16 protein-coding genes and 1 pseudogene are annotated in these 18,045 nt (G+C 71.8%); 6 read left to right on the forward strand and 11 right to left on the reverse strand.

The window, feature by feature from the left end; all coding sequences use genetic code 11:
* Window positions 1-257: MerR family transcriptional regulator (locus G6038_RS18410; RefSeq protein ID WP_165039244.1), on the reverse strand; the 257-nt coding region annotated here is incomplete at its 3' end.
* Between the two features lie 82 nt (window positions 258-339).
* Between G6038_RS18410 and G6038_RS18415 the strand changes: the two genes are divergently transcribed.
* On the forward strand, window positions 340-759 hold the full coding sequence (locus G6038_RS18415; RefSeq protein WP_165039245.1) for a hypothetical protein: 420 nt from the start codon (window positions 340-342) through the stop codon (window positions 757-759).
* Here G6038_RS18415 and G6038_RS18420 read toward each other — a convergent pair.
* Genes G6038_RS18420 through G6038_RS18430 form a run of 3 tightly spaced genes read right to left on the reverse strand, consistent with a single transcriptional unit; the run spans window position 715 to window position 3,819 of the window.
* Entirely contained in the window at window positions 715-1,677 is a 963-nt protein-coding gene (locus G6038_RS18420) for a sugar phosphate isomerase/epimerase (protein WP_165039246.1), read from the reverse strand. The genes G6038_RS18415 and G6038_RS18420 overlap by 45 nt on opposite strands.
* Before the next feature lie 13 nt (window positions 1,678-1,690).
* A complete protein-coding gene (locus tag G6038_RS18425; RefSeq protein ID WP_165039247.1) occupies window positions 1,691-2,869 on the reverse strand; it encodes a hypothetical protein in 1,179 nt (392 codons plus the stop codon).
* Window positions 2,866-3,819, reverse strand: coding sequence for a Ppx/GppA phosphatase family protein (locus G6038_RS18430; RefSeq protein WP_165039248.1), 954 nt, complete (start codon window positions 3,817-3,819; stop codon window positions 2,866-2,868). The genes G6038_RS18425 and G6038_RS18430 overlap by 4 nt, the downstream gene beginning before the upstream one ends.
* 45 nt (window positions 3,820-3,864) lie before the next feature.
* Between G6038_RS18430 and G6038_RS18435 the strand changes: the two genes are divergently transcribed.
* Window positions 3,865-4,695 (forward strand): hypothetical protein, encoded by an 831-nt coding sequence (locus G6038_RS18435; protein WP_165039287.1) that lies wholly within the window; start codon window positions 3,865-3,867, stop codon window positions 4,693-4,695.
* Here the strand turns inward: G6038_RS18435 and G6038_RS18440 are convergent.
* The 3 genes from G6038_RS18440 to G6038_RS18450 all read right to left on the reverse strand — a co-directional run bounded on the left by G6038_RS18440 (window position 4,677) and on the right by G6038_RS18450 (window position 7,524).
* Window positions 4,677-5,366: a response regulator transcription factor gene (locus tag G6038_RS18440; RefSeq protein WP_165039249.1), complete on the reverse strand. Its 690-nt coding sequence runs from the start codon at window positions 5,364-5,366 to the stop codon at window positions 4,677-4,679. The two genes, G6038_RS18435 and G6038_RS18440, sit on opposite strands and share 19 nt — an antisense overlap.
* 77 nt (window positions 5,367-5,443) lie before the next feature.
* On the reverse strand, window positions 5,444-6,631 hold the full coding sequence (locus tag G6038_RS18445; RefSeq protein WP_165039250.1) for an ATP-binding protein: 1,188 nt from the start codon (window positions 6,629-6,631) through the stop codon (window positions 5,444-5,446).
* Between the two features lie 146 nt (window positions 6,632-6,777).
* A complete protein-coding gene (locus G6038_RS18450; RefSeq protein ID WP_165039251.1) occupies window positions 6,778-7,524 on the reverse strand; it encodes a phosphoglyceromutase in 747 nt (248 codons plus the stop codon).
* 132 nt (window positions 7,525-7,656) lie between these two features.
* Between G6038_RS18450 and G6038_RS18455 the strand changes: the two genes are divergently transcribed.
* Complete coding sequence (locus G6038_RS18455) at window positions 7,657-9,432, forward strand: FAD-dependent oxidoreductase (protein WP_165039252.1); 1,776 nt, start codon at window positions 7,657-7,659, stop codon at window positions 9,430-9,432.
* Window positions 9,433-9,568: 136 nt separating this feature from the next.
* Entirely contained in the window at window positions 9,569-11,185 is a 1,617-nt protein-coding gene (locus tag G6038_RS18460) for an FAD-dependent oxidoreductase (protein ID WP_165039253.1), read from the forward strand.
* Window positions 11,186-11,189: 4 nt separating this feature from the next.
* On the opposite strand, the gene G6038_RS18465 is transcribed toward G6038_RS18460, so the two are convergent.
* The gene (locus G6038_RS18465) at window positions 11,190-12,776 is read right to left on the reverse strand and encodes an AMP-binding protein (RefSeq protein ID WP_165039254.1); all 1,587 of its coding nucleotides are present in this window, start codon (window positions 12,774-12,776) and stop codon (window positions 11,190-11,192) included.
* Window positions 12,777-12,972: 196 nt separating this feature from the next.
* On the opposite strand from G6038_RS18465, the gene G6038_RS18470 reads away from it, so the two are divergent.
* Both G6038_RS18470 and G6038_RS18475 read left to right on the forward strand, forming a co-directional pair.
* Window positions 12,973-13,980 carry an AraC family transcriptional regulator gene (locus G6038_RS18470; protein ID WP_206025061.1) on the forward strand — a complete coding sequence of 336 codons (1,008 nt, stop codon included), beginning with the start codon at window positions 12,973-12,975 and terminating at the stop codon, window positions 13,978-13,980.
* A gap of 142 nt (window positions 13,981-14,122) precedes the next feature.
* Window positions 14,123-15,298 (forward strand): serine hydrolase domain-containing protein, encoded by a 1,176-nt coding sequence (locus G6038_RS18475; RefSeq protein ID WP_206025073.1) that lies wholly within the window; start codon window positions 14,123-14,125, stop codon window positions 15,296-15,298.
* 88 nt (window positions 15,299-15,386) lie between these two features.
* On the opposite strand, the pseudogene G6038_RS18480 reads toward G6038_RS18475, so the two are convergent.
* From G6038_RS18480 to mshA, 3 genes and pseudogenes are all read right to left on the reverse strand, one after another.
* Window positions 15,387-15,722 (reverse strand): annotated as a pseudogene (locus tag G6038_RS18480) (transglycosylase family protein); the annotation flags it as partial.
* Window positions 15,723-16,101: 379 nt separating this feature from the next.
* Window positions 16,102-16,620 carry a YbjN domain-containing protein gene (locus G6038_RS18485; RefSeq protein WP_346772856.1) on the reverse strand — a complete coding sequence of 173 codons (519 nt, stop codon included), beginning with the start codon at window positions 16,618-16,620 and terminating at the stop codon, window positions 16,102-16,104.
* Entirely contained in the window at window positions 16,617-17,954 is a 1,338-nt protein-coding gene (mshA, locus tag G6038_RS18490; RefSeq protein ID WP_006936015.1) for a D-inositol-3-phosphate glycosyltransferase, read from the reverse strand. The genes G6038_RS18485 and mshA overlap by 4 nt, the downstream gene beginning before the upstream one ends.
* Window positions 17,955-18,045 lie beyond the last annotated feature (91 nt).

Genomic DNA, 18,045 nt, shown 5'->3' on the forward strand with positions numbered 1-18,045 from the left:
GCGATGGCCCGGCCGAGGGCGACGAACAGCGACTCGTCGGTGCCGTCGAGGAGACGGACGATCTCGCGGATGCGCGGCAGCGGCAGCCCCTGCGCGGCGAGCGCACGGATCAGGGCGAGGCGGCGGACGTGCCGCTCGTCGTACCGGGCCTGAGTGGCGCTGGTCGCCTCGCCCGGCATCAGCAGGCCCTCGCGCAGGTAGTACTTCACGGTCGCCAACGGGACGCCGGTGCGGGCCACCAGTTCCGAGATCCGCATTGCCACCTCCTCTTGACATCGGATAGTACAACTATCCAGTATTGGATACTGCAACTATCCAATACTCTGCGAGGAGGACCTCGTGCATCCCGTACTCGTCATCGCCCTCGGCGCCACCCTGCTCACCGTCGCCGGGATCGCCTTCGGCGGCACGTTCCTGTTGCGCGTCGCCGGCGGGCGGGCGCCGGCCAACGATCTGCAGAAGGCGTTCTTCCGGGCCGGTCACGCCCACGCCGGCGTCCTCGTAACCCTGGGGTTGCTCGTGGCGGTGCTCACCGACGCCGTCGGCGCCTCACCCGGATGGGCCGCGGCCGGCGCGCTCGCCGTGCTCGGCTCGGCGATCCTGATCCCGGCCGGGTTCTTCCTGTCCGTGCTGGGCCCCGACCCCCGGCGACCGGGCACGATGATCGCCTCGGTGTGGCTCGGGGCCGCCGCCCTCGTCGCCGGGGTGACGATCTCAGGAGTCGTGGTCCTCGGTGCCGGGATCGGCGCCCTGGCCTGAGTCGCGAACCTGCTCGATCGCCGTCGAACGCGGATGCTCGGGCCCGGTGGTGATCGCCAGGCGGGGGGCGCGGTGCAGATGCTCGCGCGCGAAGGCCAGCGCCTGACCCAGCGCCCGCGCCCGCGCGGACCGGCTGCGCGCCCCCTGGGTGCTGACCTCCAGGACCACATGCCCGGAGAAGTCGCTCTCGGCGAGGAGCCGGCACACCTGCTCACACGGCTGGCCACCCTCGCCCGGGAGCAGGTGTTCGTCCGTCGATGCACCGTGGCCGTCCGCGAGGTGCAGGTGGGCCAGACCACCGCCCATGCGCTCGGCGAGTGCCACCGCGTCCATCCCCGCCGTGGCCGTGTGCGACAGGTCCAGCGTGTAGTGCGCGAAGCCGGTGTCGGTGGGGTCGATCGACGGGCTGTAGGCCGACACGGCCCGGCCGGGCCCGCCGCGCCGGCGCATGCGCTGGGCCGTGCGGTCGCGGCCGCCGAAGAACACATCGGCGCGCATCGGGTACATGTTCTCCACCGCGACGACCACGTGACTGCGGTCCTCGAGGCCCGCCACCTGATCTGCGAAGCCCTCCGCGTAGCGGCGCTGCCACCGGAACGGCGGATGCACCACCACCGATGCGGCCCCGAACGATTCCGCAGCCCGCACCGACCGCTCGAGTTTCGCGGCCGGGTCCGAGCCCCACACGCGTTGCGAGATCAACAGGCACGGCGCGTGCACCGCCAGCACCGGTACGCCGTACTTGCGCACCAGCGCCTGCACCGCCCGCACGTCCTGGCTCACCGACTCGGCCCAGACCATCAGCTCGACGCCGTCGTAGCCGAGTTCGGCCGCATAGCGGAAGGCCGCCTCGGTGTTCTCCGGATACACCGAGGCGGTCGACAACCCGACCAGGATCTCTCGCGAAAGGACGCTCATGACGACGCGCGGCTCAGCCGGTGGGCAGCAGGAACAGAAGCGGACCGAACGTCACGAAGGCGCCCACGGCGAGAGCGATGAGCTGGCTCGTGATGTCGTCGGTGCGGCGCAGGATGCGCACCATCGCCACCAGGCCGACGATGACCAGCAGTGCGAGCGCGAACGCCACCCACGGCAACGCGTCCCACAACTGTTCGAAGCCCTTGAACAGCAGCGCACCCGCGATAATCGCGACGACGGCCTCGCCGATCAGCCGCGCCCACTGACCGATGGCGCCGCGCGACTCTCCGGTGTCGGACGGGGCCTCGTCCGGCTTCGCCGCGGACGGAGTTTCCGCCGCGGCGCCGTCGCCGCGGCGCCGGCGTGACCCCGCGGGCCGCTCCTCCGGCTTCTCCTCGTCCGGCTCGTGGGCGGCGACGGGGCCGCCGATAGTCTCGGTGTCGCCGTCGGCGATGTCGTCGCCGCTGCCCCGCAGATCGCTCGCCGGCCCGGACAGCAGCCTCGGCTCGGGGGCGTCGGCGGGCCGCACCGGCGCGCTCGCGGTCACCTCGACGTGGGCCCGCGCTCGTCGCGGCAGGACGGCCGGGCGGATGATCTCGGTCGGCGACTCGACCTTCACCGGCTGCACCCGCTCGGCGGCTGCCGCGTCCTCGCGCGTCCCGGGCGGCGACGGCGGGACCGGGGTCTTCGATTCGGGTGGCTCGGCCTTGGGGGCCTCGAGTGCGACGGGCTCCGCCGTCGGCTTCGCCGGCACGACGGGCGTCGGCTTCGCCGGCACCACGGGCTCTGCCTTCGCCGGCGTCACGGACTTCGCCGGCGTCACGGGCTCTGCCTTCGCCTTCGCCGGCGTCACGGGCTCTGCCGGCGTCACGGGCTCTGCCGGCGTCACGGGCTCTGCCTTCGGCGCCGCGGGCTGGGCCGACGCCGCCGGCTCGGCCTTCGGCGCCGCGGGCTCCGGAGCCTCGGTCGGCTCGGCCTCGGGAGGTGCCGTCGGCTCGGGCTCGGGAGGCCCCGTCGGCTCGGGCTCCGGAAGGCTGACGGGGATCTCCCCGGTCAGTTCCGCGACCGAGATCCCCCCGCTGACGCCGCGGCGGCGACGTCCGCCGGCGCGGGAATTCACCTTCTGGCCGTTCCGGGCCAGCAGCTCCGCGACGGAGATCTGCCCGGTGTCGGTGCTGTGACCGTCCGTCATTGCGAAACCACCATCAATTCGCCCCCCATCTCGGTGTCGAGCTTGCGGAGGATGAGCCCCTCTCGCAGGGCCCAGGGACAGATGTCGAGCGTCTCCACTCCCAGCGCACGCATGGCGGCCTCCGCGACCAGCGCACCGGCGACGATCTGCTGCGACCGGTCGGAGCTCACGCCCTCGAGCTCGGCACGGTCCGCGGCCGTCATGCGGGAGATGAACGCGATGAGCTGACGCAACCCGGCAGCGGTCAGGGTGCGCCGCACGCGCGGGCCCGCCGACGACGGGGCGGCACCGGTCAGCCGCGCCAGGGTGCGGAACGTCTTCGAGCTCCCGACGCACAGGTCGGGAACGCCGGCCGCCCGCAGCTCCTGGGCGGGCCGGACGAGCTCGGCGTCGAGCCAGTCCCGCAGCACCGCGACGCGCCGCTTGCCGGGCGGGTCCTCGCTCAGCCAGTCCCGGGTGAGGCGACCGGCGCCGAGCTGCAGCGAGAACGCGCAGTCCGGATCCTCGTCGCCGCCGAACGTCAGCTCGAGGGAGCCGCCGCCGATGTCGAGGCACAGGATGCGTCCCGCGCTCCAGCCGTACCAGCGCCGGACCGCCAGGAACGTCAGCCGGGCCTCGTCCACGCCGGAGAGCACCTCGAGCGCGACCCCGGTCTCGGCGCGGACGCGGCGGAGTACCGCTTCGGAGTTGTTGGCGTCGCGCACCGCGGAGGTCGCGAAGGCCATCAGCTCCTCGCACCCGGAGGTGCGGGCGATGCCCGCGAAGTCGGCGACCGTCTCGACCAGCCTGTCGGCGCCCTGCGGGGTGATGTCGCCGCGGTCGTCCGTGTTCTCGGACAGACGCAGGGTTGCCTTCGTCGAGCTCATGGGGGTGGGATGGCCACCGCGATGAGCGTCCACCACGAGCAGATGGACGGTGTTGCTTCCGACGTCGAGTACCCCTAGGCGCACATACATACGGTACTGGGTCTACCGTCGGGTCCTGTGACAGCAGGTATGCCCGGCGCCGCACACAAGCAGGACCCGGCCCCCGAAGTTCCCCTCGACTTCCCGCGCGAATGGGTCGAGTTCACCGACCCGGACAACAGCGAGCACGTCGTCGCCGCCGACCTGACGTGGCTGCTCTCCCGCTGGACCTGCGTGTTCGGCACGCCTGCGTGCCAGGGCATCATCGCCGACCGTCCGGACGACGGGTGCTGCTCCCACGGGGCGTTCCTGTCGGACGACGACGATCGCGCCAAGCTGGACGCTGCAGTGAGACATCTCACTCCCCAGGACTGGCAGTTCATGGAGAAGGGACTCGGCAAGAAGGGCTACCTCGAGGAGGACGACCTCGAGGACGAGCCGGCCCTGCGCACCCGCCGCTACAAGGGTGCCTGCATCTTCCTCAACCGGCCCGGTTTCGCCGGCGGCATCGGCTGCTCGCTGCACAAGATGGCGCTGCGGCGCGGCATCGAACCCCTCGAAGTGAAGCCGGACGTGTGCTGGCAGCTGCCGATCCGCCGGACCCAGGACTGGGTCGAGCGCCCCGACGGTACCGAGGTGCTGCGCACCGTCGTCACCGAGTACGACCGGCGCGGCTGGGGCGAGGGCGGCCACGACCTGGACTGGTACTGCTCCGGATCGCCGGACGCCCACGTGGGCGCCGCGCCGGTGTGGCAGTCGTACGCGCCGGAACTGCGCGAGCTGCTCGGCGAGGCCGCCTACGAGGAGCTCGCGCGGCTGTGCCGCCGCCGCGAGGGGCTGGGTCTGATCGCCGTGCACCCCGCGACGACGGCCGCCGCCGAGCGGACGCCGGAGCCCGTCCGCTACCCCTCGAGCTTGTAGCCGAGGCCGCGGACGGTGACCAGGTGCTGCGGTTTGGCGGGGTCGGCCTCGATCTTCGAACGCAGCCGCTTGACGTGCACGTCGAGGGTCTTGGTGTCGCCGACGTAGTCGGCACCCCATACCCGGTCGATGAGCTGGCCGCGTGTGAGCACCCGGCCGGAGTTGCGCAGGAGGTACTCGAGCAGGTCGAACTCCTTGAGGGGCAGGGTGACCGGCTGCCCGGCCACGTGCACGACGTGCCGGTCGACGTCCATCCGCACCGGCCCGGCCTCGAGGATCCCGTCGTCCTGTGCGGACTCGGCGTCGCTCTCCCCGCCGCGGCGCAGCACCGCACGGATGCGGGCGATGAGTTCACGCGCCGAGTAGGGCTTGGTGACGTAGTCGTCCGCTCCCAGCTCGAGGCCGACGACCTTGTCGATCTCGCTGTCGCGAGCGGTCACCATGATCACGGGCACGCCGGAGCGGCTGCGCAGTTGCTTGCACACGTCGGTGCCGCTCATGCCGGGCAGCATCAGGTCGAGCAGGACGATGTCCGCGCCGGCCCGGTCGAACTCCGCGAGCGCCGACGGTCCGTCGCCGACGACGGTGGTGTCGAAGCCCTCCTTGCGCAGCAGGAACGCGAGCGGATCCGCCAGCGATTCCTCGTCCTCCACGATCAGCACACGCGTCACTGCTGGTCCTCCGTACCTTCCGTTACCTGGTGCATCCGGCTCGCTTCCGTTTCTCGTCGTGGGTGTCGGCGTAATCGTCACCGCTCCGCCGTCAGCGCCGCCCCGCCCTCGCGGCGAGGGGAGCCGACCTGCGACTCGCGGGGGTCGGCCGAGTGGGCGGGGATGAGGAGCGTGAAGGTGGATCCGGTTCCGGGCTGGCTCCACAACCGGATCTCCCCGTTGTGGTTGGCGGCGACGTGCTTGACGATCGCCAGGCCGAGACCGGTGCCGCCGGTGGCGCGGGAACGGGCCTTGTCGACCCGGAAGAACCGTTCGAAGACGCGCTCCTGGTCCTCCTTCTCGATCCCGATGCCGCGGTCGGTCACCGCGATCGCCACCTTGCCCCCGCGCAGGGACCGGCTGACCGACACCGGCGAGCCCGGGGACGAGTAGGCGACCGCGTTCTCGATGAGATTGGCCAGGGCGGTGACGAGCAGCGTCTGATCGCCGAGGACCTCGAAGCCGCCGGGGGCGTCGGTGGTGACGGTGATCTGCGCGTTCTCGGCGGTCAGGCGGGTGCGGCGCAGCGCCTCCTCGACGATGTCGTCGACCTCGACCACCTCGAGGTTCGGGAGCTTCTCGGCCCCCTGCAGGCGCGAGAGCGCGATCAGTTCGGTCACCATGTTGCCGAGCCGGTAGGCCTCGCTCTGCAGCCGGGTTCCGAAGTGCCGCACGGATTCCGGGTCGTCGGCGGATTCGAGCAGGGCCTCCGCGAGCAAGGCCATCGCCCCCACCGGCGTCTTGAGTTCGTGGCTGACGTTGGCGACGAAGTCCCGGCGCGTGGCCTCCATCCGGACCTGCTCGGAGTCGTCGTAGGCGTAGAGCGCGACGAAGCGCGCGTCGTCGTCGAGCAGGCGCCGCGCGAGGCAGCGCACCGCGACGCGCTCGCGACCGCGCGGGCTCTTCGCGGTGAGGTCGAGCTCGACGGGCTCGCCGGTCTCGAGGACCCGGGTGGCGGCCGCCCAGGCCGAGTCCTCGACGAGCCGGTTGCGGACGAGGCCGAGTTCCTCGGCGCGCGGGTTGAACAGGATGACGTCGTGGAACCGGTCGACGACGGCGATGCCCGTGTCCGCGCCGTAGACGACGCGGTCGAGCACCTGCGCCATGGTCAGGTCGGCGTCCGTGCGGTCGGTGGCCCGGCCCCGGAGGAGCCGCATCAGCACGATCGCGAACACGGCACCGAGGACGGCGGCCCCGGCGAGCAGCACGGCCTGCGCAACAGTCACGTCTCGAATCGTACGTAGGCACGGCGGGACGGTGACAGCGGGCCGGGGCATTCCGCCGCACGTCACGCCGCATGTTCGCGCCATTTGCCGCGTGTTCACCGGCCGTTTCCCGGGGCCGCGGGACGGCTGCCCGCGGCCCCCGGGGACTACCGGCCGCCCTGGCCGGCGACGGCGGCGGCACCGGCCGCGGCCGCCTCCGGATCGAGGTACGTGCCGCCCGGGTTCAGCGGGCACAGGTTCTCGTCGAGGTCGTAGCGCAGCGGGATGCCGGTGGGGATGTTCAGCCCGGCGATCTCCTCGTCGGAGATCCCGTCGAGGTGCTTGACGAGGGCGCGCAGCGAGTTGCCGTGGGCCGTGATCAGGACGGTCCGGCCGGCCCGCAGGTCCTGGGAGATGGTCTCCTCCCAGTACGGGATCAGGCGCTCGACGACGTCCTTCAGGCACTCGGTGAGCGGCACCTCGTCGACGTCCGCGTACCGGACGTCGCTGTCCTGGCTGTACTTGCTGCCGGGCTCGATCGGGGGCGGCGGGGTGTCGTAGCTGCGGCGCCACAGCATGAACTGCTCCTCGCCGAACTCCGCCTTGATCTCCGCCTTGTTCTTGCCCTGCAGCGCACCGTAGTGCCGCTCGTTCAGGCGCCAGTCGCGCACGACCGGGATCCAGTGCCGATCCGCGGCGTCGAGCGCGTAGTTCGCGGTGCTGATCGCGCGGCGCAGCAGCGACGTGTACAGCACGTCCGGCAGGAGACCGTGCTCCGCGAGCAGCTCGCCGGCACGCTTGCCCTCGGCGATCCCCTTGTCGGTCAGGTGCACGTCCACCCACCCCGTGAAGAGGTTCATCGCGTTCCATTCGCTCTCGCCGTGGCGGAGCAACACAAGTGTTCCGTTGGTCATGGGCCAATCCTGGCACGCCCGGGCAGCGGTGCCACGTCCGCACTGTTCGGCGAATCCGCTACGCGGGTCGCACACATCGGATATATGTGACAACGGTTGTTTTCAGAACGACGTCCGGATCGGGGGATTCTCGTGTTCGACACCCGGCTTTCCCGCCGCACCTTCCTCACCGCCCTGGGCGCGCTCGCCGTCGCGCCCACGACCGCCCATGCGGCGCCGCGCTCGCCCGCGCTGCGCTCGGGGGGCTCGGGGGGCCGGCGCGTCGCCGTGCTCGGCGGCGGGATAGCGGGCCTGACGGCCGCCCACGAACTGAGCGAACGCGGCTTCGAGGTCACCGTCTTCGAACCGACCGCCCTCGGCGGCAAGGCCCGCAGCATCCCGTCGCCGGGCACCGGGACCGGCGGGCGCGGCGACCTGCCCGGCGAGCACGGCTTCCGCTTCTTCCCGGGCTTCTACCAGCACATCCCGGACACGATGCGGCGGATCCCGTTCCCGGGCAACCCGAACGGCGTGTTCGACAACCTCGTCGCCGGATCCGCCTTCCGCATGGCGATCCCCGGCGGGCCCGACCTGACCGCCCCCGCGTCGATCGCGCCGTTGCGCCCCGACGTCCTCGACCCCGTCTCGCTGCAGGAGTCCCTGGCCGCCGCCTTCTCCCTCGGCGGCGCGATCCCCCCGCACGAACTGGCCGTCTTCACCCGCACGCTGGTGATGTTCCTGACCAGCAGCCTCGAACGCCGCAACGGCCAGTGGGAGCACCAGACGTGGTCGCAGACACTCGAGGCCGACGGCAAGTCGGCGTCCTACCGCAACATCCTCGTCTCGGCGCTGACCCGTCAACTGGTGGCCGCCCGGCCCACCGTCGCGTCCACCCGCACCATCGGCATCATGGGCCAGGCGTTCGTGTGGAACGCGATGGGCACCGTCCCCGCATACGGTCACCTGGACCGGCTCCTCGCCGCACCCACCAACGAGGCCTGGATCGACCCGTGGGCGGCGCACCTGCGCGCCCTGGGCGTGCGATTCGAAATGGGCTGGGCGGCCGAAGCTCTCGACATCTCCTCGGGCTCGATCACTGGGGCACGGCTGGTGGACGGCAGCGGCACCCGCGCCGTCGCCGAGGCCGACTGGTACGTCGCGGCGATGCCCGTGGAGCGGGCTGTGCCACTGTGGTCACCGCAGATCCTCGCCGCGGACCCGCGGCTCGAGGCCATGCGGAACCTGCAGACGGACTGGATGGTGGGCATCCAGTACTTCCTGCGCCGGCCCACCCCGATCGCCGCCGGGCACGTCGCGTACCTCGGCTCGCCGTGGGCCCTGACCTCCATCAGCCAGGGCCAGTTCTGGGGCGGGGACTTCGCCGCCCGCTACGGCGACGGCAATGCCCACGACTGCCTGTCGGTGGACATCTCCGACTGGGACACCCCCGGCATCCTCCACGGGAAGACCGCGAAGGAGTGCACCGCCGAGGAGATCGCCCGGGAGACCTGGGCTCAGATGTCGGCCTGCCTCGACGACACCGGCACGGGTGTGCTCGACGAGAACGACGTCGTCTCGTGGTTCCTCGATCCCGGCGTGCGGTGGGATGCCGACCGGGCCCGCAACACCAACGACACTCCCCTGCTCGTCAACACCGTCGGCTCCCTGTCCGACCGTCCGGACGCGCGCACCGCGATCCCGAACCTCTTCCTCGCCGGCGACTACGTCCGCACCGACATCGATCTCGCGACCATGGAATCGGCCGGCGAATCGGCGCGGGCGGCCGTCGCCGCGCTGCTCGAGGCCGCCGACTCGCCCGCCGCACCGCCGGCGCTGTACCGACTGCACGAGCCGCCCGAGCTCGACCCGATGCGGCGGATCGACGCCGACCGTTACCGCGCCGGGCTGCCGCACATTCTCGACGTGTGATGTCGGGCGCGCGTCCCGGCGCCGAAAGGGCCCGGAACGTGGTCCCGTCGGCGCGGAAGCAGGATGCGGCGAACGGGCACCCGCCGGAGCCGGATTCGGACATACTTCCCCCGGACGCGACGAAAGGGTATGCCCGATGAGCGAGACCTCGGTCCTGGTGGTCGGCGCCGGTCCGGTCGGACTGACCGCCGCGCTGGAACTGCGCCGGCGCGGCGTCGACGTCGTGATCGTCGATCGGCTGCCGGAACCGCCGCAGTACGCCAAGGCGGTCGGCATCCAGCCGCGCACCCTGGAGGTGTGGGACGCGATGGGCGTGGTCCGGCCGTCGCTCGACGTGTCCGCGCCGATGCACGGGCAGCTCGTGTACGTGGACGGGCACGAGGTGATGCGCCTCGAACTCGCACTGCCCGAGGACGTGCCGTACCGATTCGTCTGCATCCCCCAGTACGCCACCGAACGGGTGCTGACGCAGGCCCTGGCCGAGCACGGCACCGTCGTGCGCCGCGGCGTCGAACTCACCGGCTTCGACCGGACCGCGGACGGCGTGGTCGCCGCCCTGCGCGACGGCGACGACACGACCCGGCTCGCGGCCCGCTACCTGGTCGGCTGCGACGGCGCGCACAGCGCCGTGCGCAAGGGCCTCGGGGTGTCCTTCGACGGCGACGCGTTCCCGGAGGAGTACATGCTCGCCGACGTCGAGCTGAACTGGTCGATGCCGGCCGGCTACGGCATCCGCGCGTCGGCTCGGACCGACGGCACGACGACGGACATGATGGTGTGCATCCCGCTGCCCGGCGACGGCCGCTACCGGCTGTCGACGTTCGTCGCGCCGGACCTGGCGACGTCCGCGCCCGGCGTCGGTACCGTCGCGCACGGACTCGAGGGCGGGCGCCGGCCCACCCTCGGTCACATCCAGGCGGTGCTCGACCGGCTGGCGCCGGAACCGACGCGGGCGAGTGCCCTGCGCTGGTCGTCGGTGTTCCGGATCAGTCACCGCCTCGCCGGGAACTACGGTGCGGGCCGGGTGTTCCTGGCCGGGGACGCCGCGCACATCCATCCGCCCACCGGGGCGCAGGGCATGAACACCGGCATCCAGGACGCCTACAACCTCGGCTGGAAGCTCGCGCTGGCGGTGCAGGGCCGCGCCGCCGACGGCCTGCTCGACAGCTACGACGCCGAGCGCCGCCCCATCGGGGAGGAGGTGGTGGGCCGCACCGTGCGGCACGCCCGGCAGGGCCTCGGGGCCGGCGAGACGGACGCGGCGACCGCGATCGCGCGTGAGGCCCAGTTGCTGCTCGGCTATCCCGGCAGCCCGCTCGTGGGCGGCGACGTGCCGGACGGCGGCGGTCCGGCTCCGGGTGATCGCGCCCCGGATGCGACGGGACTGCGCCAGGACGCCGTCGCGTCGCCGCTCCGGCTGCACGAGCTGCTGCGCCACCCCGGCCACACGGTCCTGCTGTGGGCGCCGACGGTGCAGGCGCTGGCGTCCCAGCGGGAGCTGGCCGAGCGGGCGACGGACCGCTTCGGCGACGCGCTGCGGGCGTATGTGCTCGTGGCGGGACCCGCCGGAACGCCGGCCGACGGCAGGGTGCTGCGCGACGACGCGGGCCGCGCCGCGCAGGCGTACGGGTTCGACGCTGCCGCCGCGGCCGTGGTGGTGCGGCCGGACGGCTACGTCGGGTTCCGGGTGCAGGATCCGACGATCGAGGCGCTGGCGGCGCATCTCGGCCGGATCCTGCGGCCCGGACGGTAACCGGCTACGCCGTCGGCGTGCGCAGGTCCTTGCGCAGGATCTTGCCCGCGGCGGACTTCGGGACGATGTCGATGAACTGCACCCGGCGCACCTTCTTGTGCGGCGAGACGCGCTCGGCGACGAACTCGATGACCTCGTCCTCGGTCAGCTCCGCGTTCGGCTGGCGCACGACGAAGGCCTTCGGCACCTCCTCGCCCTCGTCGTCGAGCACGCCCACGACCGCGGCGTCGGCGATCTGCGGGTGCGTCAGCAGCAGCGCCTCGAGCTCGGCCGGCGGCACCTGGTAGCCCTTGTACTTGATCAGTTCCTTGAGCCGGTCGACGATCGTGATGTTGCCGGCCGCGTCCACCGTGGCGATGTCGCCGGTGTGCAGGAACCCGTCGGCGTCGAGGGTCTCCGCGGTGGCCTGCGGGTTGCCGAGGTAGCCGACCATCACGTTCGGGCCCTTGCACCACAGCTCACCCGGCTCGGAGACGCCCTCGCCGGTCGGGTACGCGACCTCCTCGAGCGTGCCCGGGTCGACCAGCTTGCACTCCATGTTGGCGATCGTCGGGCCGACCGAGTCGAGCGGCACGTCGTCGCCGTCGAAGGGGATGGCGTGGCTGACCGGGCTCATCTCCGACATGCCGTAGCCCTGGCGGATCTTGCAGCCGAGCCGCGCGGAGACCGCGCCGCCGAGTTCCTTGTCCAGGGGCGCGGCACCCGAGAACACGGTGTGCACGCTGGACAGGTCGAACTGGTCGACGAGGGGGTGCTTGGCGAGGGCCACCGCGACGGGCGGCGCGATGAACACGTACGTGCACTTCTGTTCGGCGACGATCCGCAGGAACTCCGGGAGGTCGAACTTCGGCATCGTCACCAGCGACGCCCGGTTGTACAGGGCGGCGTTGAGCAGCACGGTCATGCCGTAGATGTGGAAGAACGGCAGCACGGCGAGGACCTTGTCGTCGGCGCCGATGCCCATGCGCGGGTTGATCTGGCACACGTTGGCGACCAGATTGGTGTGCGTGAGCATCACGCCCTTCGGGCGGCCCGTGGTGCCCGACGAGTACGGCAGCACCGCCAGATGGGTGGCCGGATCGAACGACACCTCGGGGGCGGGCGCGTTCTCGGCGAGCAGGTCGCGCAGGGACGGGTGCCCCTCGGCGCCGTCGAGCACGACGAGGCGGTCGTCGGCGATGCCGACCTTCGCCGCGGCCTCCTTCGCGTGCGGCAGCAGCGGGGAGACGGTGAACAGGACCGTCGCCTTGGAATCCGCGAGCTGCTTGGCGATGTCCTCGGCGGTGTAGAGGGCATTGATCGTGGTGGCGGTCGCGCCCGCCCGCAGGATGCCGTGGAAGACGGACGCGAAGGCGGGCACGTTCGGCGACAGCAAGCCGACGACGTCGCCGACCCCCACACCGCGCGCCGCGAGGGCCCCGGCGATCGCGTCGATCTGCCCGATCAGGGTGCGGTAGTCGGTGACGGCCCCGGACGCGCCCTCGATCAGCGCCGGGCGACCGAGGTCCGCCTCCGCGATCGAACCGAACAGGAAGTCGTAGACACTCAGTGCCGGGATTTCGACGTCGGGAAACGGGCTGCGAAAGCTCATGGGTTCTCCTCGGGAGCAGGACTCTGTGGCACGCCGTGCCAGACGTGCCGGGAGTACGGTACCTGACCGCTGTGAAGGCAGTCACACGCACGCCGGACATTACCGCGTCGGGGCCCGTCGCGTGCCGGGTCGCGCGCCCGGCACCCAGCCGATCGGGCAGTGTCGGCGCCCGCCCCGGCGCTCTAGGCTCGGCCGGATGACGGACGTCGTGCATTCGCTGGACCCGTTCTCCGGCTGCGCCCCCTCGCCGGCGACGGTCTCGACGGACTGGGACGAGATCCGGGCGTGGTCGGACCAGGTGTACATGCCCTATCGCGTACGGCCGAGCGGTCGCCTGCTGCGCCCGCGATCGAGCATGTTCTCCGCCGCGATCGGCGACATCGTGCTCACCCGTTTCCGGTACGGGATCCCGGTGACCGTCGACCAGCTCTCGGCCGAGGCCGGCAACATCCTGGTGCTGACGACGGTCCGCGGTCACGCCCGGCACCGCGTCGCAGCGGGCGAGGTGGAGATCGGCTCCGGCGCCACCTTCGTGGCCGATTGCAGCCGGATCGAGCATCGCGTCGACTTCGACGACGAGCATCTCCAGCTCAACCTGACGGTGCCGCACCGGCTCGTCGCCGACCTCGCCGACCGCTGGTTCGGCGTCGTTCCCGACGACCGTCTGTGGCAGCACAAGTGCGTCGTCGGGGCCGGATCGTCGGGCTGGAACGCGCTGCTCGCGTATGCGGTCCGCGCGATCCGCGCCGATCCGCTGCGCATCGCGCAGGGCCCGCCGGGCGCTCACCTGCAGGAGCTGCTCCTCGGTCACCTCGTCACCGAATGGGCCGCCGCCGCGGGCGTCGCGCTCGACTCCGGCCGGCAGCCGGCCGCGCCGGCGTACGTCCGCCGCGCGGAACAGTACATCCGCGAGCACGCCGCGGATCTGCCCACGGTCTCCGAGATCGCCGCCGCCGTGGGCGTCAGCGTGCGCGCACTGTCGGGCGCGTTCCGCCGCCATCTGGACACGACGCCGAACCGGTACCTGAGCGACGTGCGATTGCAGCACATCCGCGACGAACTCGCCGCGGCGTCGGCCGACTGCACCGTCTCCGCGATCGCGGCCCGCTGGGGCTACGTCAACATGGGCGTCTTCGCCGCCGCCTACCGTCGCCGATTCGGCGAGAACCCGTCGCGGACCCTCGCCCGGGCCCTCGGACGGTGAGTGCCGAAATCCGACAGCGCGTGCCGATCGGAGGTGGCCCACGTCACATCTCGGTCCGTAGCGTCCGCATCCGACGCCGGTGAGCCCACCGGCGGCGGACCCGCGCACAGGAGGAACCGTGACAGACGATTTCGCGAGCACCATGGATGCAGCCCTACGGGAACTCACCCACAACCCGGGGGGCCTGCCGGGCGTGGTGGCCATGCTCACCGACCGGGACGGCGTGGTGTATTCCGGGGTGGCCGGGGAACGGGCGGCCGGGTCCGGCACGGCCATGACCGCCGATACCGTGTTCGCCGGCTTCTCCACGACGAAGGCGGTCACCGGCACAGCGGCACTCCAGTGCGTCGAGGAGGGCCTGCTCGACCTCGACGCCCCCGCCGCCCGGTATGTTCCGGAGATCGGGGAACTCCAGGTTCTCGAGGGCTTCGGAACGGACGGCGAGCCCCTGCTGCGCGCGCCGAAACGGGACATCACCACCCGCATGCTGCTGCTCCACACGGCCGGTCTCGGGTACGACTTCTTCGACGAGAGCTACCGGCGTCTCGCCGAGGAGCACGGTCAGCCCAGTGTCATCACGGCGTCGAAGGCCGCACTGCGGACCCCGCTGCTGTTCGATCCGGGCGAGCGGTGGATGTACGGCTCGAACCTCGACTGGTGCGGTCTGGTGGTCGAGGCCGTGCGGGGCCGGCGCCTCGGGGAGGTGATGCGCGAACGGATCTTCGACCCCCTCGGGATGGCGGACACGGCGTTCACCCTCACCGGCGACATGCGCGACCGGCTCGCCGTGGTCCACCAGCGCGGCGGGGACGGGGCCGTCGTACCGATGCCCGAGATGGTGCTCCCCCAGGATCCGGAGGTCCACATGGGAGGCCATGGTCTGTACACGACCGTCCCGGACTATCTGAGGTTCCTCCGGATGTGGCTGCGCGACGGGGAGGCGCCCGGCGGCCGGGTGCTGGCGGCCGGAACGGTCGCCGACGCGGTGCGCGGCGGCTTGGAGGGGCAGCAGATCACCGCCCTGCCCGGCGTGATCCCCGCGCTGTCGAACGATGCGGAGTTCTTCCCCGGGCTGCCCAAGAACTGGGCCTACACGTTCATGGTCAACGAGGAGCCGGCGCCGACGGGTCGGCCCGCCGGGGCGCTCGGCTGGGCCGGCCTGGCGAACCTGTACTACTGGATCGACCGCGAGAACGGCCTCGCCGGTTTCTGGGCCACCCAGATCCTGCCCTTCGCCGACGCCGTCTCGTTCGGGGGATACCTCGACTTCGAAGCCGCCGCCTACCGCCGGTGGGCCGCGTCGCGGCGGACCCGGTGAGAACGCGACGAACCCCGCGTGCGGTGCACGCGGGGTTCGTTCGGCTGCTACGGGCGCAAGCCCGGCGGCATCAGGGGTGTGGGGATCAGAGGTACTGACCGCACACCGGCCACGCGCCGCGTCCCTGGCCGTCCAGGACGTTCTCGGCGATGGCGATCTGCTGCTCCCGGGTCGCCTGGTCGGCGGTGGGGGCGTACTGCTGGCCGCCGTAGGCGTTCCAGGTGCTCGGCGAGAACTGCAGGCCGCCGTGGTAGCCGTTGCCGTTGTTGATCGCCCAGTTTCCGCTGCTCTCGCACTGCGCGACGGCGTCCCAGTTGCCGGAGGCGGCGTTGGCGGTGCCGGTGCCGAGGGCGAACGGGGTGACGGCCAGGGCCGCGGTGGCGGCGACGGTGCCGAGGGCGCGCTTGAAGGTGAAGTTAGCCATGATGCGGTTGAATTCCTCTCGCGTCTGCTGGCGAGGCACTGCGGCGGCCGACGATGTCGATCCCGCTGCCCGGATTCGGAGCTGTGCCTCGTCCCTGCCCCTCGATCAGGTATCGAGTTCCGGTCCCGCGGGGCAGAGTCAGCGGCGACGGGCCGGTGTTGCTTGCCCGGTGGTATCGGGCTGATTACGACGCTAGAGACTCATCACGGATCGGTCACGCGCTGTTTTCCGGCACGCCCGTCTCACATTCCAAGATCGGTCGGCAGCGTTTCCCCAGGTGATGTCCGAGTTATCGCCGTTACGAAACCGTGTAGTTACACGGCCGTTATGTGACCATGCTCACAGTAATATTGTGGCTCGGGTCACCGATATCGCGCCGTTACGGCTGCGCGTCCTCCACCACGAAGGGCCGGCCGTCCTCGATCAGGTGCCGGAAGGGCTCGAGGTTGCGGAGCGACTCGCCCCGCGAGACCCGCCACTCCCACTCCCGCTTGATGGAGGTGAGGAATCCGAGCCCGAGAATGACGTTGAAATCGTGGTCGGCGGCCTCGAGCACCTGGCCGAGCACCGTGTCCAGTTCGTCCGGAGTGACCGATGCCTCCGACATCCGGCCGACGAGGTAGATGTCCCCGATCTTGTCGAGGGTGTACGCGACCCCGTACAGCCGCCGATTGCGGCGGAGCAGGTACCGGTAGACCCCTTCGAAGTTCTCGTCGGGCTTGCGGCACACGAACGCCTCGAGCCGCAGGCCGTGGTTGCCGGGACTGAGCAGCGTCGTCGTCTTGAGCTTGTTCTCCCCTGGCAGGTCGACGACGAAGTGCCCCCCCTCCTTGCGGGAGAACTCGAGGCCGCGATCGCGCAACGTCGCCTCGATCGTCTCGCTCAGTCGCTCGCTCACGCTCGTACCCCCGTCGTCCGCCGGATCTTCCACACTCCGCGTTGCCGGCGCAGCGGGAACTCGCCGGTCCCGAGGGAACGGTTCCGCAGCGCACCGGCCTTACGGTAACTGGCGAGCAGACCCTCCGCGGTGTGCTCCCAGGAGAAGTTCTCCGCGTGCAGGGGCGCGGCCGCCGCGAGCGCAGCCCGCCGTCCCGGGTCCGTGACCAGCGCGCGCAGCGCGGCGGCCCAGTCGTCGGTGCGATGGCCGTCGACGAGCAGCCCGGTCTCGCCGTCGCGCACCGCGACGCCGAGGCCACCGACGTTCGCGGCCAGCACGGGGGTCCCGCAGGCCTGCGCCTCGATCGCCACCAGGCCGAACGACTCGGAGTAGCTCGGCACCGCCACCACGTCCGAGGCGCGGTAGACCTGTACCAGCCGCTCGGGCGGCTGCGGGGGCAGGAACGTCACCCGGGCGGCGATTCCGAGCTCGGCGGCCAGTTCGATCAGCGAGTGCGGCCGCTCGAGTCCCGTGCCGGAGGGCCCGCCGACCACCAGCACGCGCAGGGGCACCTCCGGGTCGGCGGACATCGCCGCCGCAGCGGCCCGCAGCAGCACGTCCGGGGCCTTGAGCGGCTGGATGCGCCCGACGAAGGTCACGATCGTCTCGCGGGGGTCGAGGCCGAGGCCCGCCCGGGCTGCCGCGCGGTCCCCCGGCCGGTAGCGGGACAGGTCCGCGCCCGGCGCCACCACGTCCACCCGCGACGGGTCGGCGCCGTAGCTGCGTTCGAGCTGCGCCGCCTCGTCGACCGTGTTGGCGACGAGGCGGTCGGACTCGGCGACCACCTGCTGCTCGCCGATCTGCCGGGCCGCCGGCTCGGGCACGTCACCGTCGGCGAGCGAGGCGTTCTTCACGGCGGCGAGCGTGTGCGCGGTGTGCACCAGCGGGACTCCCCACCGGTCGCGGGCGAGCCAGCCCACCTGGCCGGACAGCCAGTAGTGCGAGTGCACGAGGTCGTAGTAGCCCTGCGGGTGACGCGCCTCCTCCCGCAGCACCCCGGCCGCGAACGCGCACAACTGCGTGGGCAGGTCGTGCTTGTCGAGCCCCTCGTACGGACCGGCCGCGACGTTGCGCACGAGCACGCCGGGTGCCGCCTCCTGCACCACGGGGTCGGCCGACGACGTCGCCCGGGTGAAGATCTCCACCTCGACCCCGCGGCGCGCGAGCTGCACGGCGGTCTGCAGAACGTAGACGTTCATCCCGCCGGCGTCCCCGGTGCCGGGCTGCGCGAGCGGCGAGGTGTGGACCGACAGGACGGCCACGCGGCGGGGACGGCTGTTCGACTTCGACGTCACTTCTCCATACTGCCCTGCCGCGCATCCCCGCCCGGCTCCGCCCTCCCCTGCGCTCCGACGTGCTGCGACTGCTCGGCGCGGCACCCCGGCC

Source organism: Rhodococcus sp. 14C212, assembly GCF_011058195.1.
Lineage (GTDB): Bacteria > Actinomycetota > Actinomycetes > Mycobacteriales > Mycobacteriaceae > Rhodococcus > Rhodococcus aetherivorans.